General features: G+C 40.8%; 15 protein-coding genes, 1 tRNA gene and 1 riboswitch. Of the genes, 7 read left to right on the forward strand and 9 right to left on the reverse strand.

From position 1 onward, the window contains the following. Positions 1-126: 126 nt before the first annotated feature. The 3 genes from ACHFIZ_RS01180 to ACHFIZ_RS01190 all read left to right on the forward strand — a co-directional run bounded on the left by ACHFIZ_RS01180 (position 127) and on the right by ACHFIZ_RS01190 (position 8,073). The gene (locus tag ACHFIZ_RS01180) at positions 127-3,306 is read left to right on the forward strand and encodes a glycosyl hydrolase (RefSeq protein ID WP_410882020.1); all 3,180 of its coding nucleotides are present in this window, start codon (positions 127-129) and stop codon (positions 3,304-3,306) included. Between the two features lie 571 nt (positions 3,307-3,877). After that, on the forward strand, positions 3,878-5,131 hold the full coding sequence (locus tag ACHFIZ_RS01185) for a glycoside hydrolase family 71/99-like protein (protein ID WP_410882022.1): 1,254 nt from the start codon (positions 3,878-3,880) through the stop codon (positions 5,129-5,131). A gap of 32 nt (positions 5,132-5,163) precedes the next feature. Next, on the forward strand, positions 5,164-8,073 hold the full coding sequence (locus ACHFIZ_RS01190; RefSeq protein WP_410882024.1) for a glycoside hydrolase family 2 protein: 2,910 nt from the start codon (positions 5,164-5,166) through the stop codon (positions 8,071-8,073). A 216-nt stretch (positions 8,074-8,289) separates the two neighbouring features. Here the strand turns inward: ACHFIZ_RS01190 and ACHFIZ_RS01195 are convergent, their stop codons facing one another. The 3 genes from ACHFIZ_RS01195 to ACHFIZ_RS01205 form a co-directional block, all read right to left on the reverse strand. Next, entirely contained in the window at positions 8,290-8,745 is a 456-nt protein-coding gene (locus tag ACHFIZ_RS01195; protein WP_410882026.1) for an RES family NAD+ phosphorylase, read from the reverse strand. Then, complete coding sequence (locus ACHFIZ_RS01200; RefSeq protein WP_410882028.1) at positions 8,746-9,204, reverse strand: antitoxin Xre/MbcA/ParS toxin-binding domain-containing protein; 459 nt, start codon at positions 9,202-9,204, stop codon at positions 8,746-8,748. Positions 9,205-10,491: 1,287 nt separating this feature from the next. Next, the gene (locus tag ACHFIZ_RS01205) at positions 10,492-10,956 is read right to left on the reverse strand and encodes an Lrp/AsnC family transcriptional regulator (protein ID WP_410882030.1); all 465 of its coding nucleotides are present in this window, start codon (positions 10,954-10,956) and stop codon (positions 10,492-10,494) included. Between the two features lie 152 nt (positions 10,957-11,108). Next, positions 11,109-11,301: riboswitch (cobalamin riboswitch) on the forward strand. A gap of 144 nt (positions 11,302-11,445) precedes the next feature. Between ACHFIZ_RS01205 and metE the strand changes: the two genes are divergently transcribed. Continuing rightward, positions 11,446-13,752 (forward strand): 5-methyltetrahydropteroyltriglutamate--homocysteine S-methyltransferase, encoded by a 2,307-nt coding sequence (gene metE, locus ACHFIZ_RS01210; protein WP_410882032.1) that lies wholly within the window; start codon positions 11,446-11,448, stop codon positions 13,750-13,752. A 190-nt stretch (positions 13,753-13,942) separates the two neighbouring features. Here metE and ACHFIZ_RS01215 read toward each other — a convergent pair whose 3' ends face one another. Together ACHFIZ_RS01215 and ACHFIZ_RS01220 are read right to left on the reverse strand one after the other, a co-directional pair. Next, entirely contained in the window at positions 13,943-14,803 is an 861-nt protein-coding gene (locus ACHFIZ_RS01215; RefSeq protein WP_410882034.1) for a nucleotidyl transferase AbiEii/AbiGii toxin family protein, read from the reverse strand. Then, a complete protein-coding gene (locus tag ACHFIZ_RS01220) occupies positions 14,800-15,438 on the reverse strand; it encodes a type IV toxin-antitoxin system AbiEi family antitoxin domain-containing protein (RefSeq protein ID WP_410882036.1) in 639 nt (212 codons plus the stop codon). Before ACHFIZ_RS01220 ends, ACHFIZ_RS01215 begins: the two co-directional genes overlap by 4 nt. Positions 15,439-15,740: 302 nt before the next feature. Here ACHFIZ_RS01220 and ACHFIZ_RS01225 point away from each other — a divergent pair, with 302 nt between their 5' ends. Together ACHFIZ_RS01225 and ACHFIZ_RS01230 are read left to right on the forward strand one after the other, a co-directional pair. Continuing rightward, positions 15,741-16,097: a Fic family protein gene (locus tag ACHFIZ_RS01225; protein ID WP_410882038.1), complete on the forward strand. Its 357-nt coding sequence runs from the start codon at positions 15,741-15,743 to the stop codon at positions 16,095-16,097. 131 nt (positions 16,098-16,228) lie between these two features. Then, on the forward strand, positions 16,229-16,456 hold the full coding sequence (locus ACHFIZ_RS01230) for a helix-turn-helix transcriptional regulator (protein ID WP_410882040.1): 228 nt from the start codon (positions 16,229-16,231) through the stop codon (positions 16,454-16,456). 208 nt (positions 16,457-16,664) lie between these two features. Here the strand turns inward: ACHFIZ_RS01230 and ACHFIZ_RS01235 are convergent. After that, positions 16,665-16,738 (reverse strand) — tRNA-Asn (locus ACHFIZ_RS01235). A 129-nt stretch (positions 16,739-16,867) separates the two neighbouring features. On the opposite strand from ACHFIZ_RS01235, the gene ACHFIZ_RS01240 reads away from it, so the two are divergent. Further along, on the forward strand, positions 16,868-17,788 hold the full coding sequence (locus ACHFIZ_RS01240; RefSeq protein ID WP_410882042.1) for a PfkB family carbohydrate kinase: 921 nt from the start codon (positions 16,868-16,870) through the stop codon (positions 17,786-17,788). Between the two features lie 7 nt (positions 17,789-17,795). Here ACHFIZ_RS01240 and ACHFIZ_RS01245 read toward each other — a convergent pair whose 3' ends face one another. From ACHFIZ_RS01245 to murB, 3 genes are all read right to left on the reverse strand, one after another. Then, entirely contained in the window at positions 17,796-18,029 is a 234-nt protein-coding gene (locus ACHFIZ_RS01245) for a cytochrome b5 domain-containing protein (protein WP_410882044.1), read from the reverse strand. 80 nt (positions 18,030-18,109) lie between these two features. After that, entirely contained in the window at positions 18,110-18,640 is a 531-nt protein-coding gene (locus ACHFIZ_RS01250) for a sigma-70 family RNA polymerase sigma factor (RefSeq protein ID WP_410882046.1), read from the reverse strand. A gap of 171 nt (positions 18,641-18,811) precedes the next feature. Further along, positions 18,812-19,825, reverse strand: coding sequence for a UDP-N-acetylmuramate dehydrogenase (murB, locus tag ACHFIZ_RS01255; RefSeq protein ID WP_410882048.1), 1,014 nt, complete (start codon positions 19,823-19,825; stop codon positions 18,812-18,814). Positions 19,826-19,864 lie beyond the last annotated feature (39 nt).

The following is a 19,864-nucleotide window of genomic DNA, read 5'->3' on the forward strand; positions in this document are numbered from 1 at the left end:
TTGATTTAACCAAATGTATACGCCGTAGTGAATTGTAACTATCATACAAAAACTTTATTTCTAGGAATCCTTTTATGGGGTCTTTCCTGCCTATCTGCATTAGCTCAACTACCAAAGGTTCCTATCGTGCCAACAAAACAGGAACTACAGCGTCCATTTAGTAAGTCGGATGAAATATCTTTTCTTAGCCCAACCAAAATCTACCGTCCTGAGACCTGGTTTCATTTTATTGGAGGCAACGTTTCTAAAGAGGGAATTACCCGTGATCTGGAAGCAATCGCCAAGGCCGGTTTCTCAGGAATTCAGTTGTTTCACGGTCAATTTGGTGGGGAGTGGCCAGGAGTCCAGCCGCAGATAACGAGTCTTAGCGCAAACTGGGACGATGCTGTTAAGCATACTGCTTTAGAGGCAAGGCGACTTGGATTAAGGTTTTCTATGAACAACTGTCCGGGTTGGGCAACATCCGGAGGTCCATGGATCACACCCGAAAATGCAATGCGAAACCTTATATGGAACCGGACTGACGTACTGGGCGGAAGATTGATCGCTCGCGTTCTGCCTCTGCCAGATCCCAACAAAGAAAAATGGAGAGATTATAAAGACGTGACCGTACTCGCCTTTCCCACACCAGTGGGAGATACCGGAAAGCCGCTAATACCAAAATCAATAAAAACCAACACGAGTTTTAGTTGGAGCCCTTACTTTCAAGGACTGGGAAAAGAGCCGATGCGCTTGGCTCCTGCTGAATTCAATAAACCACATTGGGTGGAGGTTGAATTCTCAGATGCAGTTGCAGTCCGCAGCCTTGAGTTCTCTAGCGTGCAAGCTTTCAACCATGGTCAGTCTTATGATCCAGGCGTAACCATATTAGTTCAGGGCATTCTTCTGGATGGAACGGTTAAAGATATCCTGAAAGCAGAAATGCCGCAGGCCAACTGGCAGGATGATCAGCCGATAACATTAGCCTGCTCAGAACTTTCAGGGGTAAAAAAATACCGTGTATCCATCTTCAACAAGTACAATATGACTCTCAGTTCGATACGCATGTTTTCCGCTGCCCGAAAGAACAGCTGGGAATCCGAAGCAGCCTGGACTTTAAGAAGTATCCAGCGCAGCGGGGAACATCCCAAGCAATCACCGGAGGCTTTTATTACTCCTGAACAGATCATAGATATCTCCAGGAGTATGGATAAAGCTGGCAAACTGAACTGGCTTGCCCCAAAGGGAAACTGGACAATCCTACGACTGGGACACGTTAATGCTGGCAAGCAAAATGGTCCCGCTCCTGCTGAAGGAACCGGATGGGAGGCAAACAAACTTTCTAAATCTGGAGCAGATGCACATTTTGCAGGCTACATTGGAAGGCTTTCCGCTGAGAATGGCCCGTTGGCACAAGGACTCCTGAACGGGATGCTTATCGACAGCTGGGAATGTCACACGCAAAGCTGGACCCAGGAAATGGAATTGGAATTTAACCGGGTTTCCAATTATTCTCTTCGAAAATGGCTTCCTGCACTATTTGGTTACGTGATAAAAGACCACGAAACCACCTCGCGGTTTTTGACCGACTGGCGGAAAACGTTGAACGATTTGCTGAGTAACAACTACTACAGCCGGATGGCAACGCTCGCAAAAGAAAACGGACTTTCCGTTGCATACGAGACCGCTATGGGAGATGTTGTTCCAGGAGATATATTAGAATACTTTAAACATGCAGACGTACCAATGTGCGAGTTCTGGCAACCACTAAGTTCTGGATTTGTGGGTTCGTTAAACTTTAAACCAATAAAGCCGACTGCATCAGCTGCAAGGATGTATGGAAAACCACGCGTTGCAGCTGAAGCGTTTACCTCAATGGCACTCACTTGGGATGAGCATTTAGAAATGCTCAAAGAGGTCGCTAATATAAATAGTGTAGAGGGCGTAAGTCATTATGTATTTCACACTTACACACATAATCCACAGACTCCTTTTGTGGCTCCAGGCACCTCATTTGGAGCGGGAATAGGCACGCCATTTTTAAGAGGACAAACCTGGTGGCAGTATATGCCGGATTTTACAACTTACCTGGCGCGCTGCACCTATCTTCTTGAACGCGGAAAGCCAGTTTCTGATGTGCTCTGGTATCTTGGCGATGAACTTAACCACAAACCAGATCAAAATGCTCCATTTCCTAAGGGATATAAATACGACTATTGCAACCCTGATGTATTGCTGAATAGGATTAAGGTCGAAAATGGGATGCTTGTAACGCCAGAAGGTATACAATACCGATTCTTATGGTTACCTGACTCGCCATATATGCGCCCTGAAACTTTAGAGAAAATACGTTTGTTGGTTCGAAGTGGCGCAACGATTCTGGGCGAGGCACCTATCGACCTATCGACGCTATCAGGGGCTGATGCGGCAAAGGAACGTTTTAATAAAGCGGTGAAAGACATCTGGGGAGTTGCAGTAAAAGGTTTGCGGAAGGTGGGGAAGGGTTACGTTGTATCGGGCTTAACGATAGATCAGGCGATGATCGCATTAAAAATAAAACCTGATGTTCTGGGCTCCGATGCGTTATGGTCACCCCGCCGTGTGGAAGGTGCTGATTGGTATTTCGTGACGGCTCCAGAGGGTAAGGGATTTAACAGTGAGCTTAGCTTTCACGCTACAGGAGTTGCCGAACTTTGGGATCCGGTTACCGGGACTTCTCATCCGGTTGAGCGCATACAGCAGGGAGAATATTCAAAAGTCAAACTCGATTTACCAAAATCAGGATCTTGCTTTATTGTATTCCGGAGAGAAGGTAGCAAAGCTTCGTTGTTGAGATCAAAGATTTCTGGAACTAATGTCTCGATTCCATTGTCAGCAGACTGGAACCTTTCCTTCCCTGAAGGTTGGGGAGCACCGGCGTCGTTGCAATTAAAAGATTTAAAAGCTTGGAAGGACCTTGACATTTCAGTAGAGGGCAAAGCATTTTCTGGGACGGCAAGCTATACTACGACATTTAATATTGCGAAAACAACATCAGAGCGGACATATATATTGGACCTGGGAAAAGTAGATATGGCTGCCACGGTATTTTTAAATGGAAAGGAAGTTAGGAGACTATGGGCGCCACCTTATTGCGCAGATTTAAAGGCTTTCATAAAGCAAGGAAAAAATACGCTGGAAGTTAAAGTTACCAGTACCTGGTTTAACCGACTGGTTTTTGATGCCGGGCAATCAGCCGAAAAGCGTAAAACATGGAGTATTTCCGGGCCGGGAAAAGATTCAGCATTAGGTGCATCAGGATTATTGGGCCCGGTGATACTCTACTAACAATATCCGCAAAATAGCACTTAGAAAACATAGGATTTATTGTTATAATAAACATATCGCTGAGATTAAACACTTAAATTCTTAACTGCGCAGTCAACATTTAAGTGTAGACTTAATGATTTATGTGCACACTTACCAATTTAAGTGTGCACATAACCTATTTTAGGTGTAAAACCTGCCTTTGTTTAAAATCAATATTGTAGGTTCGTTTTAGCAATCAACCAATGCTGCTTCTAATTATGCTACTAAATACTACTACATTTCCCTATTTCAGGGCTACAAAGAACAGCCTCAATGGTTCATTACTAGTTGCCTCTGCTATGTCTCGGCTTCGTGTCTGCTTCGTATCTGCTTCGTGTCTGCTAGCGCTCGGCCCCTAGGAAACACACTTAAAACACATAGCAAAGCGGTATTTGAAAAACTTCAGTACAAACCACATATCAACCAGAATATTTCCTTGAAAAACAAAGTTAGAAAACTGATAAAATTAAAAGAAACTTAAAAGTTACTTATGAAAATATTAAGCAAATTAATTACACGGTGCTCGTTTTGTTTGTTAACATCCACCTGCATGTTTTCACTAATTTTGATCATGTCTTCCTGTTCAAAGAAGATGGTTGTAGAAGAACCTGTCGACACAACAAAGGCGCCTGTAATTCCACAATTACCAATCAGTGATGTTGTAGGGAAGGTAGTTGTTGGTTATCAGGGATGGTTTGTTTGTTCAGGAGACAACTCTCCTGTTAACAGGTGGATTCACTGGGGAGGTAATGGAGCAACCCCGCCATCACCAGGCCATCAAACTTTCGAAATTTGGCCTGATACTCGGGAATTTACTAATACATACCAAACCGGTTATTCCGCACTAGGTAACGGCAAACCCGCTAAATTATATTCAGCGTATGATAGCCAGGTTGTGAACACTCATTTTAGTTGGATGAAACAATATGGTATAGATTGCGCTGCCATTCAACGCTTTGGATCTGAACTCACTGATCCGGTGTTTAAAGCTCAGCGGGATGGTGTATTAACCAAGGTTAAAAGTGCAGCTGAAAACACTGAACTAAAGTTTTACGTCATGTACGACATATCTGGCTGGGATAACTTCCAGACGGCTATTAAAATTGATTGGACCAATACCATTACCGGAACATTGAATGTAACCGCATCATCAGCGTATGCAAAACAAAATGGTAAACCCGTAGTATGCATCTGGGGTATTGGAAGTAACGGCAGACCAGGTAGTGTAGATGCTTATAAAGATGTTATCAGCTGGTTTAAATTAAAAGGTTGCTATGTAATTATAGGAACCCCAAATAATTGGCGGACAGATACTACCAATTTCCCAGCCTATATTACTGCAAACATGATATCGCCGTGGACGGTTGGTTCATATAAATATGATATTGAAATAGATAATTATTCCAACACTCTTTATAATGACAACGTTGTTTGTAAACAATATGAAATTGATTTTCAGCCAGTTGTCTTTCCTGGATTTGCTTGGTCAAACTGGAATGGAGGTTTCAAAAACGACTTTCCCCGCAGGCATGGAGATTTCATGTGGAGACAGTTTGCTCAAATCAAAACCAAGAACATCCCAAATGTATACGTGGCTATGTTTGATGAATTTGATGAAGGAACTGCTATTGCCAAAGCAGCAGAAAATGCCTCGATGATTCCTACCAATCAATATTTTCTAACTCTTGACGCGGACGGTGTTCCATGTTCAGCAGACTTCTATTTGCGATTAACCGGAGATGGGGCGAAAATGATCAAGGGCACAATTCCTTTTACATGGAATCATCCAACTTCGCATCAGTAATCCCCCTAATTAATTAAACAAACCCAATTCACATGGCAAATTATTTGTTGAATAAAAGAGTATCGCTGGTTTTATTGATACTCCTTCTAAATATCAATTATGCGTTTTCGCAGGGAATAAAATACAACGGCAATTTGTCACCCTCTGAAGGCTTAATAAAAACACAGGAAAAGCCTTACAGAGACGAAATCTGTATTAACGGAAAATGGGATTTTCAGCCCATAGCGGTTCCTGAGAGTTGGAAAAAAGGAAAAGGAGTACCACCTGAACTACCGCTCCCCGAAAACAATAAGTGGGAAAGCATTAAAATAAAAATACCGTCGCCATGGAATGTTAACACATGGGGCGCAGGTAGCAAGGTTGGTAAAGGAACAAGATTGCCTTTTTCACCGGGATCAATATACTACCCATCTTATCCGGAGAGTTGGGAAAATGTAAAAATGGCATGGTTGAAAAAAACATTCAATCTTCCATTAACCTGGTCTGGTAAAGAAATTATCATACATTTTGAGGCTATCGCAGGCGATGCGGTTGTACTTATCAATGGTCATGAGGCTGGTAAAAATTTCGACAACTATTTACCATTTGAAATTGATATCAGTTCCCTGGTAAAAAATGGAGTAGAAAATACCATCATGGTTGGAATAAGGGACCGGAAGCTGTTTGACATCAGTAATGAGAAATATGAATACATGCAGGCTACTTATCCACCAGGTTCAACTACCGATAATCTAATTGGCATCTGGCAGGATGTTTTTATCGAGGCGTTACCACCTATTAGAATCAGCAATATTTTTGCAAAACCCGATGTTGACAAAGATAAACTGGAATTTGAGGTAGAATTAATTAATCACAGTTCAAAAAAACAATTATTAAACATTAATGGTCAAATTAAGGAATGGGTAAACCAAGCTAAAACGGATAATATCGCTTCTGCTGAGATCAAGTGGGATCTTGGCAAGTCAGCCATTACTTTGGATAGGCAGGCTGTTTTAGTGGAAGCAGGAGCAACAAAAAAAATAACGTTAAGTACTACAGTTGATAAAAGACTGAAATATTGGAGCCCAAAAGAACCTAATCTTTACACCGCAATATTTGACATTACTGTTAACGGGAAAAAAAATGACATTAAAACTGAAAGGTTTGGCTGGCGAAGCTTCACTATCAAGGGTAAAGACTTCTATTTGAATAAAGAAAAGATCCAATGCTTTGGAGATTTACAGCATCCCTTCGGACCATATATATGTTCACGCAGGTTTGCCTGGGCCTGGTATAAAATGATTAAGGATGTAGGTGGAAATTCAGTTCGCCCCCACGCACAGCCCTGGCCACGAGTTTATTATGACCTTGCTGATGAAATGGGTTTAATGGTACTTGACGAAACTGCCTTATTCGGCAGTTCAATCCGGCTTAATTTTGAGGAAAACATAACGTGGAAAAGAGCTGGTGACCAGGTTGACAAACTGATATTACGTGATCGAAATCACCCCTCGGTAATCGGTTGGAGTATAGGTAATGAATTATTTGCGATAGCACTTTTAAATAAGCCAAAAGCGGACGTTTCAAAAAAATGGGATGAAAGAATTATCGAATTAGGAAAGCGACCAAGATTAATTGACCCCACGAGACAATTTGTAACCTCTGATGGCGACCGTGACATGGATGGCTCACTTCCGGTATGGAGTAAACACTTTGGGCATGGCTTAAATCTCAACCAGCTACCAGATATTGACAAACCCCTTGTCGTCGGTGAATCCGGGGCAACCTATTATGGAAAACCTAAAGAACTTTACCCCTTCGTTGGCTTGAAAGCATATGGCACATATTACAATCGAAATGAGGCCCTTGCAATTGATCTTTATCAAAATGTAGTTAAAATGGCTAAGCCGTTATTATCCTGGTTTTCTCCTTCAGAGATATGTTGGTTTGGTATTGAGCACCTCAACCTTGGCTACCATGATTACACAAGGTTACCTAATATCAAAGATGGAATTTTCCCCGGACAGGATTATAAAGAAGGACAACCCGGTTATCAATTTGAACGCATACCACCATACGTAACGACTTTCAATCCCGGACTAGACCCGAAATTACCATTATACAAACCTCTTCCGATGTTTAACGCAATGAAAGACGCGCTTGCAAATGATCAATCTAAGCCTTCTAAATGGGATCACAATCAGGATACAACCTCAGCTTTACCTAAGCTTCCCCAGCCCCTGTACAAGGAAGTTTACCTGATTGGTGATCCTGCTGGGAATGTTGCCAGGCTTTTGGATAGTATCGGAATAAAATATTCGACGAAGAAGAAATCCCCATTTACAATAATAGATGCCAGTACAGTGAGCAGATCAACCAAAGAGAAGAATATCGGCGAGATGATAAGTTCAGAGGATGACAAAAAAACAACCTGGATTATTGCCAGGGACAGCATTGGGCTAAGCAATGCAAGCAGCATATTGTCGTTAGGAATTAATTGTCAGCCTTTTAGTTCAACCGCCTTAAGTGAATATAAGCAAAGTGAGGTCGGAAAATATTTCAACGCGCGAACCTTATACTTTTCCGAAATGGAAGGTGACAACGCAATAGTAAAATATACTTTTAGCATTAAAAACCCGGCATCTATTGAGCCCATATTTAAACCCGCCTTTACGGACTGGGCGCTTTTTAACGGCGTAGATGAAAACCGTAAATGTGCACAAATTGTGCTTTACGAACATTTAGATAAAGTGGGGGGCCTTTCTATGGTAAAATTGAAGCAGGGTAAATCCGCCTTTATACTATCATCAATAGACTATACTATTATTAATAGCCAGTCATTATCCTTTTGGAGAAAACTTGCAGGCTCAATGAGAATCGATTATAAACCGGCAGAAGTAAAAAATAAAGCTGAGCATAGGAAAAAGCATGACCTTTTGTTAGATGGGCCCACATCTAACTGATGACTTTGTTCCGCTTGAGTGGAAATATTTATGTTTTTACTTATTTTATTAACGCGCGATAGTCTTGGTTAAAAAACTAAGAATTGATGAATAATGCGTAGGATTACTCAGGAAATGCAATTAGTGGCTTCGCTGAATTCGTTTGCTGCATTTATTGACCAAGACAGACAGCATGCGGAGGATAACATCCGGGTAGCTAAATATTTGAAAAGGTGATTATTTTTTGATTCTGTTATCAAATTGAAATTTTGTGATTTCAATGATGTGGACGGAATTGATTCTACTGGATTCGGGATTGATCAGGTAGTTGTACTCTTGCGCTACCATAATTGAGGGTACACGGATACATAGTACGTTTGGATCAAGCAGCAGTTTACTGCCCAAATCTTTGGTGGAACTTGGGGCGGGTATTTCAGGCCAGTTTTCAGGTAGCTCATTTTCACTTAAGTTTCGTATTTCTGAATCCGGGAATTCATAACTGGTGATGCTTAAGTTTGCTGGTAGGAATTCCGTTTCCACATTGGCGGCTAATTCCAATACTGAGAGTGCACGACTGGCTGAGGTATAGATACAGGCAGTGTCTTTGTTGTTCCATCGGCCGCCGTATAATTTGGCCCCTGTTCCTTCTAGGTCTCCAGCAAATTCTGAGTTGGATAATCGGTATACTTTCATTTAAGAGTATACACCGTGCTGAATCCTGCCAATGATGTTTTTTACTTCGTCGATACCGAATATGGTATCCATCACTTCCAGTGGAATTCGGTTACCCAAAGCCCGGTTTGACACCTGTACCCATTTGTTGAATTTATCATGATTCCCAAACACCTGATAGCCGAAACGGTAGATGTCCATCAGGGCAATTACCTTTTCAGATATGGATGGGCTGAAGGTTTCATTTCTTTGCTTCTTGTGCAATGTGGTCTTGGTGGTGCCAAGCACAAAAGAAAGGTGATCATAATCAACATTAATAGCCTGTTTGAAAGAAACCAAGCTGTCTTTACTAATTCCGTTTTTTACCGAAGCGATTTTGTCAAAGTTTGTCCATGACTGGGCAATCCAGTCTGCTGTTTTTGCACTCGTTTTTTCTTTAACTGCTGCGCCGTTATGTTTTGCTGTTGCTGCTCTTGCCATGATAGTAAGAATTTTTACTAAGGTAAATAAAATATTTTACTTTTTATTTCTTCCCGTATACGGGACTAAACATGATTTAAGAATTCAGCAGAAATTGCTGATGAACTTAATTAAGCTTTACATGAAAAACAATTGTTCTTTTGAAAAATAGCTTCAACATGTAATCAAAAAAGTCCGTTTCCTTTTCAGAAACAGGCTTTTAAGTAATCGCGGACTTGCGATTTGTTGGCTCCCTCTGCTGGGCTCGAACCAGCGACCCTCTGATTAACAGACGGACACTACCCATTTATAACTATATATTAATCAATAAATTACAAGCTATCAAAGAAATCCCGTCAAATATTTATAACAGTTTTTAATTAATTATGAATTTAAAACATTCTTTTGAATGCATGGCTTCTGGTTTTAATAATTTGATGAGTATTTATCGAACATCATTTTGATCAGGCCCCGGAGTTTTAACTTAATATATTGGTTTTTAGTTTTGAACTCAGGTCATGGAAATAACTTGGTGACCATATTTCAAGTATCTTTGGATCCTTTATAAATCTGGAGATATCAGCTTACACAAAGTCCATTTTAATACTTTCTATCCTTTCGCTCAATAATTTCCTGAACTCCTCCTCGTTGATTGTATCTTTTTTCCAATCACCCCTATCGGTCGCCCTTAGAAGGAAATGGTCAGCTTTTTGGGAACCCTACAGTATCATGCATAAAGTCCAGGCTCCAGGTGACATTTGGATAGATTGGATAAAGCAATGGTTCCTTAACTCATGTCGGAAGCCGCTTTTTCCTCATATTTCGAAGGTTTAGTCGCATGGAAGTATAAATCCGGTAAACGCGTTTATGATTCCAAATGTATTGCAACTTTCGAAGTCGGTGAAATATCAGCCAGAATCCCAAGCTGCGATGTGATTCGGCCAGAGAAGACAACTGATCTATGATTTCTTCATCATCGTTTCTCTTAGCACGATAATAAAATACTGAAGTGCTGATACAAAAAAGTATGCAGGCCTGCCGAAGGCTCATCTGGAGGTCTCTCCGGCATATCCAACAAGCTCCCGTTTTTCGGCAGGCCCTAAAGCTTTTTTTCATTACCCTTAATTTATTAAATACTACACTTATTTCTGTAGCTGTTTTTAGGGAAGATTACAATACCACATTATTAATTCAAGGAATCAAAGGAAAGATTAACGAACAAGGGCAAATAACTGATAATGAAACACAGCAAGATTTACTAAAGTTTATCAATGCCTATGTGACACTTATTAAAAACCGGAAAGCTGATCAAAGAAGATTTATGTTATAAGTGTTCTTATTTTCACACATTACAAATGTACTATGGGTGCTGCCAATGCTATTCACTGAGCCTAATTTATTAAACACAAAATCTTGGTAATGTTTCATATCCCTGGCGTAGACCTTCAACAAAAAATCAAAATCTCCAGATATATTGTAACACTCTACCACTTCATCAAGCTGCATGATATCGCTCACAAAGTCATGACCTATAATTTTATCGTGCTGCTTGAGCTTAATGTTGCAGAAAATTATCAGTCCGTAGTTTAGCTTCTCGGCGTCTAATAGCGCAATATATTTTTTGATATAACCACCAGCTTCCAGTTTCTTTACCCGCTCAAAAACAGGTGTGGGGGAAAGATTAACTTTTACTGCCAAAGCCTTCACCGTCTGATTAGAATCTTCTCCAAGTAATTGGAGCAGTTGTCTGTCGGTAATATCAAGTTCTTCCATAGAATAATTTACTTTTTAAAAGATCAGTACACAGCGATAAAAGTGTAATATTCTGATAATAGTATAAATTTAGAATTTTATTCCTAATTATTCTTACAATGTGGTACTAAAATCTTTACTTGTACTTTTGTGTGGTATTTAGATCTTTGTTTACTCAATCAAATGGAATTGGTTACCAGCGAAAGCGGGGATTAAAAGGGAATCGTGTGTAAATCACGAGCTGTCGCGCAACTGTAAGTAACACCCAACAGTTTCAGCCAATGAATGTCCACTGTCAGCATAAGGATGGGAAGGACGGCTGGAATGTTACAAGTCAGGAGACCTGCCGATACCGTATGACGATGCTTTCGCGAGATAGAGCAAATGGTCTGATCTGATGTTTACCCGCTGGCAATTGGCCTGTAGACCTCAGTATGTCATTTTCTTTGTGAAGCATTTTGAAGTTTAGCAAAGAGATTAACTGTTTTTCTAATTTAATCTTTGAAAGAAATGTTAACACAAAATTTAGGCTATCCGCGAATTGGTAGCCAAAGACAACTTAAAAAAGCCTGCGAGCAATACTGGGCAGGCAAGATCGACCTTAAAGAACTAAATAAGGTTGCACGCAGTATTAAAGAACAAAACTGGCAAACCCAGCTGGATGCCGGCATTGATCTGATTCCTTGTAATGACTTTAGCTACTATGACCAGGTATTGGATACAAGCTTACTTTTAGGTGTGATCCCAAAGCGCTATTCTCCTGTGCTTTCGCAGGTAAAAGCAAATTGCGAAATTGACCTTTATTTCGCCATGGCCCGTGGTTATCAGAAAGATGGCTTGGACATTACCGCAATGGAAATGACCAAATGGTTGGATACTAACTACCACTATATCGTACCTGAGTTTACCGAAAATCAGGATTTCAAGATCTTTAATGAAAACATCTTTAGCGAGTATAACGTTGCTAAACAGCATCTGGGGGAAAAAGCCAAACCAGTTCTTTTAGGGCCGGTAAGCTATTTAATGCTTGGTAAAGAAAAAGAACCGGGATTTGAGCGTATTGATCTCATCAAAAAACTGGTGCCTGTCTATATAGAGATTATTAACCGACTTAGACTTCAGGGCGTTAAATGGATACAATTTGATGAGCCATGCCTTGCACTCGACCTTTCTAAAAAAGAAAAAGAGGCATTTGAGTACGCCTATCGTGTTATTTCTCATGGTGTAAGCGGCGTTAAGCTACTGGTAGCTACTTACTTTGAAGCCCTGCTTGACAATACACAACTGGCAGTAAACCTTCCTATAACTGCATTGCATATTGATCTGGCACGTGCACCGGAACAACTTGATGAAGTGCTTGCACTAATTCCAGATTACCTTCAACTTTCTCTAGGCGTGGTAGACGGTCGGAATGTCTGGAAAAACGATTATGAAAAATCTCTCGCATTAATTCATAAAGCTGTTGAAAAATTAGGTGCTGACCGGGTGATCATCTCTCCTTCCTGCTCGCTGCTGCACAGCCCTATAGACCTGGAGCTGGAAACAGCAATGGATACGGAAATCAGGAACTGGATGGCCTTTGCCAAACAAAAACTGACTGAGGTAAACGAAATCCGCCAGATCATGGAAGGGAATACCACTTTACTAGAGACCAATAAGGCGGCCCTCCAAAGCAGAAGATTATCTCAAAAAGTACATCAGCAGGTTGTAAAAGATCGTGTTGCATCAATTACCGATGCCGAAGCAAGCCGAAAAAGTGCATTTCCATTGCGCCAGCAGCTTCACAACGAACGCTTTAATTTACCGTCGTTCCCCACAACTACAATTGGTTCATTCCCTCAAACTGACGACATCCGTCAGCTACGCGCAAGGTTCAAAAAAGGAGAGCTGACACTCGAGCAATATGAGAAAACGATTGAGCGGGCGACTGTAGATGCCATTCGCTGGCAGGAAGAAATCGGATTGGATGTACTGGTACACGGGGAGTTCGAGCGCAATGACATGGTGGAATACTTCGGCGAGCAACTGGACGGCTTCTTGTTTACCAGGAACGGATGGGTACAGAGTTATGGAAGCCGATGCGTGAAGCCTCCTGTTATTTATGGAGACGTTAGCCGACCTAAAGACATGACTGTCCGCTGGAGCACATTTGCAGCAGCGCAGACTAAGAAGCCAATGAAAGGCATGCTGACCGGCCCGGTAACTATACTACAATGGTCATTTGTACGGGACGATCAACCCAGAGACGTTACTACTAACCAGATTGCTTTTGCCATCCGTGACGAGGTTTTGGCACTGGAGCAGGCAGGTATTGGCATTGTTCAAATCGATGAAGCTGCAATCCGCGAGGGCCTGCCATTGCGCAAAGCTAAACACCCACACTATCTGGATTGGGCAGTCAAGGCCTTTCGCATTACTGCAAGCGGTGTACAGGATAAGACTCAGATCCACACACATATGTGTTATAGTGAGTTCAACAACATCATAGCGCATATTGCCGCTATGGATGCTGACGTAATTACCATTGAGACCTCGCGGTCACAGATGGAATTACTGGAAGCATTCGCCCATTTTGATTACCCTAATGAGATCGGTCCCGGGGTATACGATATTCACTCCCCTCGTGTACCTACTACAGAAGAAATGGCCTCATTGCTGGCAAAAGCAGCGGACCTCCTGCCTGCACGTAATTTGTGGGTAAACCCTGACTGTGGACTGAAAACCCGCAAATGGCCAGAAACTAAAGCCGCTTTACAGAACATGGTAGCAGCTGCTAAATTGGCGCGCGAACAGATTAGTGTAGAAAGCGCAACTTAATTAAGGACAAACAGCACTGTGAGAGATCCTCAGCAGTGCTGTTTTTGTGAACAAAATCTAATACAAACGGAAATCTCTCTGTAAGGCTTTTAACTTACTCCTCTGCTGGGCTCGAACCAGCTACCCTCTGATTAACAGACGGAGGTTACCCATTTCTAGTTTTAATTTTTCCAAAGCCAAGGTCTAAAGCTTAATTTGATGTATTGATTTTTAGTTTTGCGCTCAGGTCGTGGAAATAACTTGGGGACCATATTTCAAGTACCTTTGAATCCTGTATAAATCTAGAGATGTCGGCTTTGACAAAGTCCATTTTAACACTTTCGATCTTTTCACTCAATAATTTTCTGAACTCCTCTTCGTTGATGGTCTCTTTTTTCCAGTCACCGCTGTCGATCGCCCTTAGCAGGAAATGGCCGAGATTGAGGGGATATCCTTTTTTGATGTACCATTCCATATCATACCAGTCCCGCCCTTTTACATTCGTGCCCCACTTGCGAAAAAGCAGTGCATGCATCTTTCCGGCAAAAAGGTCGGGAAGCGACAGGCACTTCACGTAAAACGAAAAAGGCTTGAGCAATAACTTTTCCTCAGTAGAAAACCCCAATGGTGGCGCTGCATCTACTTCTATCTTGATCTTAATACTGGCTACTTCCTTAAGTCCATTCTGCGGGATGACACCCTCCAACACAAGTTCCTTCCAAATGGTTTCCGATTTTAGAAAGGCTGAGTTGATGTTACTCTTCGCTGCTTTCTGTTTTTCCGAAATAGATACCTGCATCCCTAGGGCGGCAAACTCATTTATGATAGCATCCTGATATTTTCCCAGTGAAAAATCCGGATCAACGCCAAGTAGCGAAAAATCCAGGTCCTCTGAAAATCGGTCTAGACCGTAGACTATCCTGAGCGCAGTTCCGCCATAAAATGCAGCTTTTTCAAAAAAACCTGCGCGGTTAAGTCCCGCCAGTGTGATCTCCTGCATGATTTCCCTCAATGCATCTTTAGCTTCTTCCCGGTTTGCGGGATGATAATCTTCGAGCCATTCCTTTATCATATTTTTTCGATCATTTTGATTAACATTTCCAGGCTTTCCCTTTTGGGTGCATTTTCCAGCCAGCTTAACATAGCATTTAGATCAAACTTAGCGAGATCTTCTTCTTCCATTCTCAGGTTTCCAAAAACATAGTCCCTTGCAGAAGACTGGCTTCTTAAGGTTATGCCTGCTGTTGTAGCTATTTTATCGCATAGTGCCTTTTCGGGGATTGCCATTATAGCCCGTTGGTCTTTAGACAGGCTGATGGTAGCAAGACCGAATGCAAAATAAGGCAATGGCAGGTTGGTATAGGTATATAGTCCAATGTTAGCCTGAAATTTCCTCGATGCTTTTGTAGCCATTGAAGTGACCGCAAAAACCTTCTCTGGAATTAGCCCGTAATGGGCGAGCGCACTTTCCATTGAAAGGTAGCTTGGTCCGAATATATGGTTGGCAAGTAATGCGCTTTCAGGTCGTTCAGAGCCAAGAGACCTACCTACTATGTAAAGTCCTTTTTTGATCGGTTCGATCAGGCCATCCGCTTTTAAAGATAATATTTTATCGTTTGGCCGTTTATAGTCTTTCAAAAGGTTTACCAGGAGCTGGTGGGTCAGCGGTTGGTTAGATAGCTCTCTTAGTGCTGTTCGAATTTCCATTGTAAAATATTAATAAGATAAACGATAATATTTCGTTTATCTTATACCAAAACTGCATAGAATATTTAAATATGCAAAATATCAACAAGATAAACGGCTGGTATTCGTTTATGCTTCTATATTTTAACAAATATTTTGATTTAAAAAGCTGAAGTTATTGATGAGTATACTTGAAATTGCTGCTGATCTTGATCAAGCTTTACACGAAAAAACAATTGATAATTGGGAGGAAGCTTTCACTTTTAAGCAAAAAAGCCCATTTCTGCAAAGGAAACGGGCTTTCTGTCGGTTATTTTAATGTGATGGATTTAATTTCCGAATCTTATCAGGACATTAATATAACAGAAAATGATTTAAAAAATTTGCACAATATTCTTCTAAAATATGGTAAAAAGGATGAGTGGCATAGAGGCGATTACCAACAACACAGCAACGCCGTTGAAGCCACCTTACCGAATGGACAAAAACAATTAATTTTTCAGACTACTCCAACGGGATTTGCTACAGAGGATGCCAGGAGAAGTTTAATCAGTTGGTATGCTACCGACAATACTACCCACCCTTTAGTAAAATGCGCTCTGTTTGCTTACGACTTTGTTAGCATACACCCATTTCAAGATGGCAATGGTAGGTTAAGCAGGCTGTTATCAACTTTGTAACTATTAAAGCAGGGTATAGCTGGATTCAATATGTAAGCCTTGAACATGAAATAGAAAATCAAAAAGCAGAATATTATCAGGAATTAAGAAAATGCCAATCACAAAGGCATAACAAAGATGTAACTAAATGGGTGCTATTTTTCTTCGATGCTTTAAAAAATATTCAGGAGCAGCTATCACCACGAGAAAAATCTATACTTATATTCATAGGGGATCATGCAGGTAGTAAGTCTGGGGACATAGCCAAAAAATTAGGTATCCTTAACCCTACGGTAAAACGCATATTGAGTGAGTTAATGGCAAAAAATTTAATAGAAAAACAAGGTTTAGGTGCCGGCACGAATTATTCTCTAAAATAAACCATCGTTACCGTATCACCATCGTATATTTTCGTATCAAATCGTATCCTTATCGCATTCTTGTGTTAGATGGTGATAGTTCATCTTAGCAATGAAAGATTCATAGCACTTAAGTACATTAATGACAAACGATGCGTTTTTTGTGCAAATTCTGTGCACAAAAAAACCCACACTTGCCGAAGTGTGGGTTAAATCATTGATTTGTAAGCTCCCTCTGCTGGGCTCGAACCAGCGACCCTCTGATTAACAGTCAGATGCTCTAACCAGCTGAGCTAAGAAGGAGTACTGGTTGCCAAAACGCGCCTTTGGATTCAATTAAGAACATAAAGCTTTGTTCGTTTTGGGAATGCAATATTAGGGCTTTTAAATTATTTATGCAATATTTGTAGCAAAAAAAAATAAATAATACATATGAGCCTCATAATCATAGGAACTGTAGCTTTCGATGCTATCGAAACTCCTTTCGGAAAGACAGATAAGATAGTTGGTGGAGCTGCAACGTACGCAAGTCTGGCTGCTTCTTACTTTTACAATAAGGTAAAAATCGTTGGTGTAATAGGCGATGACTTTCAGCAGGAGAATGTTGACAAGTTCACACAGCACGGTATTGACACAGAAGGATTGCAAGTGAAAGAAGGTGAAAAGTCATTCTTTTGGTCTGGAAAGTACCACAACGACATGAACAGTCGTGATACGCTGGTCACAGAGTTAAATGTATTAGAAAATTTCGATCCGATCATCCCTGAGAGCTACCAGGACTGCGAGTATTTGTTGCTCGGCAACCTTACTCCGCTTATTCAGCAAACTGTTATCAGTCGCCTTAAAAATCGCCCTAAACTAATTGTGTTGGATACGATGAACTTCTGGATGGATATAATGATGGAGGATTTGCTAGAAACTATAAAATTAGTGGATGTATTAACCATAAATGATGCGGAAGCTCGTCAGTTGTCGGGCGAATATTCTCTAGTAAAGGCTGCTAAAAAGATTCTTCAGATGGGCCCAAAATATCTCATCATAAAGAAAGGCGAGCACGGCGCTTTATTATTCCATGAGGACAAGATTTTCTCTGCTCCCGCCCTTCCATTAGCAGATGTATTTGATCCTACTGGTGCTGGTGATGCCTTCGCTGGTGGTTTCATTGGTTATCTTGCAAAGATTGGAACGATCAATTTCAATAACATGAAAAACGCAATTATTTACGGTTCTGCCCTTGCCTCATTCTGCGTAGAGCAGTTTGGAACTGAAAAGATTTTAAATTTAAAAGACGAAGAGGTCGCTGCTCGTGTTCAGGAATTTGTGAACCTAAGCTCATTCACTATCGAAGCATAGATTTGATTTATTTCAAGACTCCTACCACAAGAAATTTTTCAAAGACCGTCTCTGTATGTGGTGCGTCGGGTAATTCTTCGGTCAGGTCCTGACCAGCCCAGTGCTCATAATGTTTTCCATTGCGCCAAAGCCTGCTATCGGAAACGTCGTAAATAACGCCTCTATAAGCAACCCAGATTTGAGGTTTGTCTTGTCCGTTACGCAAAGCTAACTGTTGTTTTGAATATTGAGTATGTTCCATTGAAAAGTTAAAAGTAGGTATTTAAATACAAAAAAGGCCTGTTCTAACGATCAGGCCTTTTATTGATATGAAATAGTATCCTAGGCTACGTTGGCGCCGAGAATTTCTTTCGAATACGTTTTGAGGTATTTCTTAAGAATTTGACGAGCCACGTGTATTCTAGTTTTTACTGTGCCAATTGGTATTTGAAGCTCCTCTGCAATTTCATGATATTTAAAGCCTTCAAAGTATTTAATGAACGGAATATAGTACTCGGGCTGTAAAGTTGCCAGGGCTTTATTAATATCTCCAAGTACAAATTTACTTTCACTACTATTTTTCGAAGCACTATAATGCAGGTTTGCGGAAGAAATATCATCGGTCTTAGTAATCAATGCGTTGGTTTTCACCAAGCGTCTATAATTATTAATAAAAGTATTTTTCATTATCGTGAACAACCAACCCTTTAGGTTTGTTCCCTCTTTGAATTTGCTGTAATAAGTGACAGCTTTCAACATGGTATCCTGAACAAGGTCGTTTGCGTCTTCAACATCTTTGGTAAAATTTAAAGCGAATGACTGAAGAGAAATTGAGTGATCGTGGAGCTGAAGGTTAAATTCATTTTTGGTCATAATGTTTAAGTTTTAGTGGTTAATAAGGCAAAAGCAAATGGTGATTTGTATGTGGCGTCACTCTATTTGTTTCGTTTTCGTACACTTAAACCCGTGCAATAGCTATACCAAAAAGCCAGTTCTGATGTTAAGAAATTAATTTTATGGATTTAATTGCGAAACAACGAAATGTCACATAATATTTACTTCTCTTTCAAGCAAAACGCCGAATCTGGCATTCACAGTCTCGATGATATGTTCTGAAAAACTATACACTTCTGCGCCAGTAGCGCGCCCATGGTTAACTAATACGAGCGCCTGATGTTTCCAGGTACCAGTATTCCCTACTATAATACCCTTGAAGCCACATTGTTCTATTAACCAGCCTGCTGCTAGTTTCTCCATTCCGTCTGACATTGAATAATGAACAACATTTGGAAAATTGGAATAAACTTTTGAAAAGCTGTTTGCGTTGATCACCGGATTTTTAAAAAAACTACCGGCATTTCCAATTGTTGAAGGATCAGGAAGTTTCCCGACTCGGATGCTGGAGACCACATCAGAAATATTCCTTATGGTTGGATCGTCAATATTTCTGCTTTTTAATTCGTCCTGTATCGCGCCATATTGTGTGTTCAATTTGGGCTGGTCTGTTAACTTGAATACCACCGATGTGATAATGTACCTCCCTTTGAGCTCAGTTTTGAATATACTATCTCGGTAAGTAAACCGACAATCATCTAACGAAAAAATTCTTTTAATTCCAGTCCGAATTTCAAGGGCAGTGCAGGACTTAAAGATGTCCTTAAGCTCAACACCATACGCACCGATATTCTGAACTGGCGAGGCTCCCACCGTTCCAGGTATAAGGCTCAGATTCTCCATTCCTGCAAAACCATATTCAACGCAATACATAACCAGGTCATTCCAAACTACTCCCGCACCTGCAGTAACCTCAATACCGTCATCTGTGATAGTTGAGCTGATCCCAGGAATACTGATCTTTACAACCAAACCCTGAAAATCCCGAGTGAAAAGCACATTACTTCCCCCTCCAAGAATTAAAAAGGGTTCCTTAGTAATGTCTTTGCGAAGCAATTCTATTAACTCATCTTCTGAGCGGACTTCTACAAATCCCGTTGCGTTTGCAGAAATTCCAAAAGTATTGTAAGGCTTTAAAGAAATGTCTTTTTGGATATTAACCATTATAATTTGCTATAGTTGGAGTTACAAACATAGAAAAAA

This window comes from Pedobacter sp. JCM 36344, from assembly GCF_046546555.1.
In the GTDB taxonomy this organism is placed as follows: Bacteria; Bacteroidota; Bacteroidia; order Sphingobacteriales; family Sphingobacteriaceae; genus Pedobacter.

Excerpts from the sequence above, each read along its gene's own strand:
- ACHFIZ_RS01185 (WP_410882022.1), top strand. The coding sequence starts at position 3,878 with ATGTTTTCACTAATTTTGATCATGTCTTCCTGTTCAAAGAAGATGGTT.
- ACHFIZ_RS01190 (WP_410882024.1), top strand. The coding sequence starts at position 5,164 with ATGGCAAATTATTTGTTGAATAAAAGAGTATCGCTGGTTTTATTGATA.
- ACHFIZ_RS01195 (WP_410882026.1), bottom strand. The coding sequence starts at position 8,745 with ATGAAAGTATACCGATTATCCAACTCAGAATTTGCTGGAGACCTAGAA.
- ACHFIZ_RS01200 (WP_410882028.1), bottom strand. The coding sequence starts at position 9,204 with ATGGCAAGAGCAGCAACAGCAAAACATAACGGCGCAGCAGTTAAAGAA.
- ACHFIZ_RS01205 (WP_410882030.1), bottom strand. The coding sequence starts at position 10,956 with ATGGAAGAACTTGATATTACCGACAGACAACTGCTCCAATTACTTGGA.
- metE (WP_410882032.1), top strand. The coding sequence starts at position 11,446 with ATGTTAACACAAAATTTAGGCTATCCGCGAATTGGTAGCCAAAGACAA.
- ACHFIZ_RS01215 (WP_410882034.1), bottom strand. The coding sequence starts at position 14,803 with ATGATAAAGGAATGGCTCGAAGATTATCATCCCGCAAACCGGGAAGAA.
- ACHFIZ_RS01220 (WP_410882036.1), bottom strand. The coding sequence starts at position 15,438 with ATGGAAATTCGAACAGCACTAAGAGAGCTATCTAACCAACCGCTGACC.
- ACHFIZ_RS01225 (WP_410882038.1), top strand. The coding sequence starts at position 15,741 with ATGGATTTAATTTCCGAATCTTATCAGGACATTAATATAACAGAAAAT.
- ACHFIZ_RS01240 (WP_410882042.1), top strand. The coding sequence starts at position 16,868 with ATGAGCCTCATAATCATAGGAACTGTAGCTTTCGATGCTATCGAAACT.
- ACHFIZ_RS01245 (WP_410882044.1), bottom strand. The coding sequence starts at position 18,029 with ATGGAACATACTCAATATTCAAAACAACAGTTAGCTTTGCGTAACGGA.
- ACHFIZ_RS01250 (WP_410882046.1), bottom strand. The coding sequence starts at position 18,640 with ATGACCAAAAATGAATTTAACCTTCAGCTCCACGATCACTCAATTTCT.
- murB (WP_410882048.1), bottom strand. The coding sequence starts at position 19,825 with ATGGTTAATATCCAAAAAGACATTTCTTTAAAGCCTTACAATACTTTT.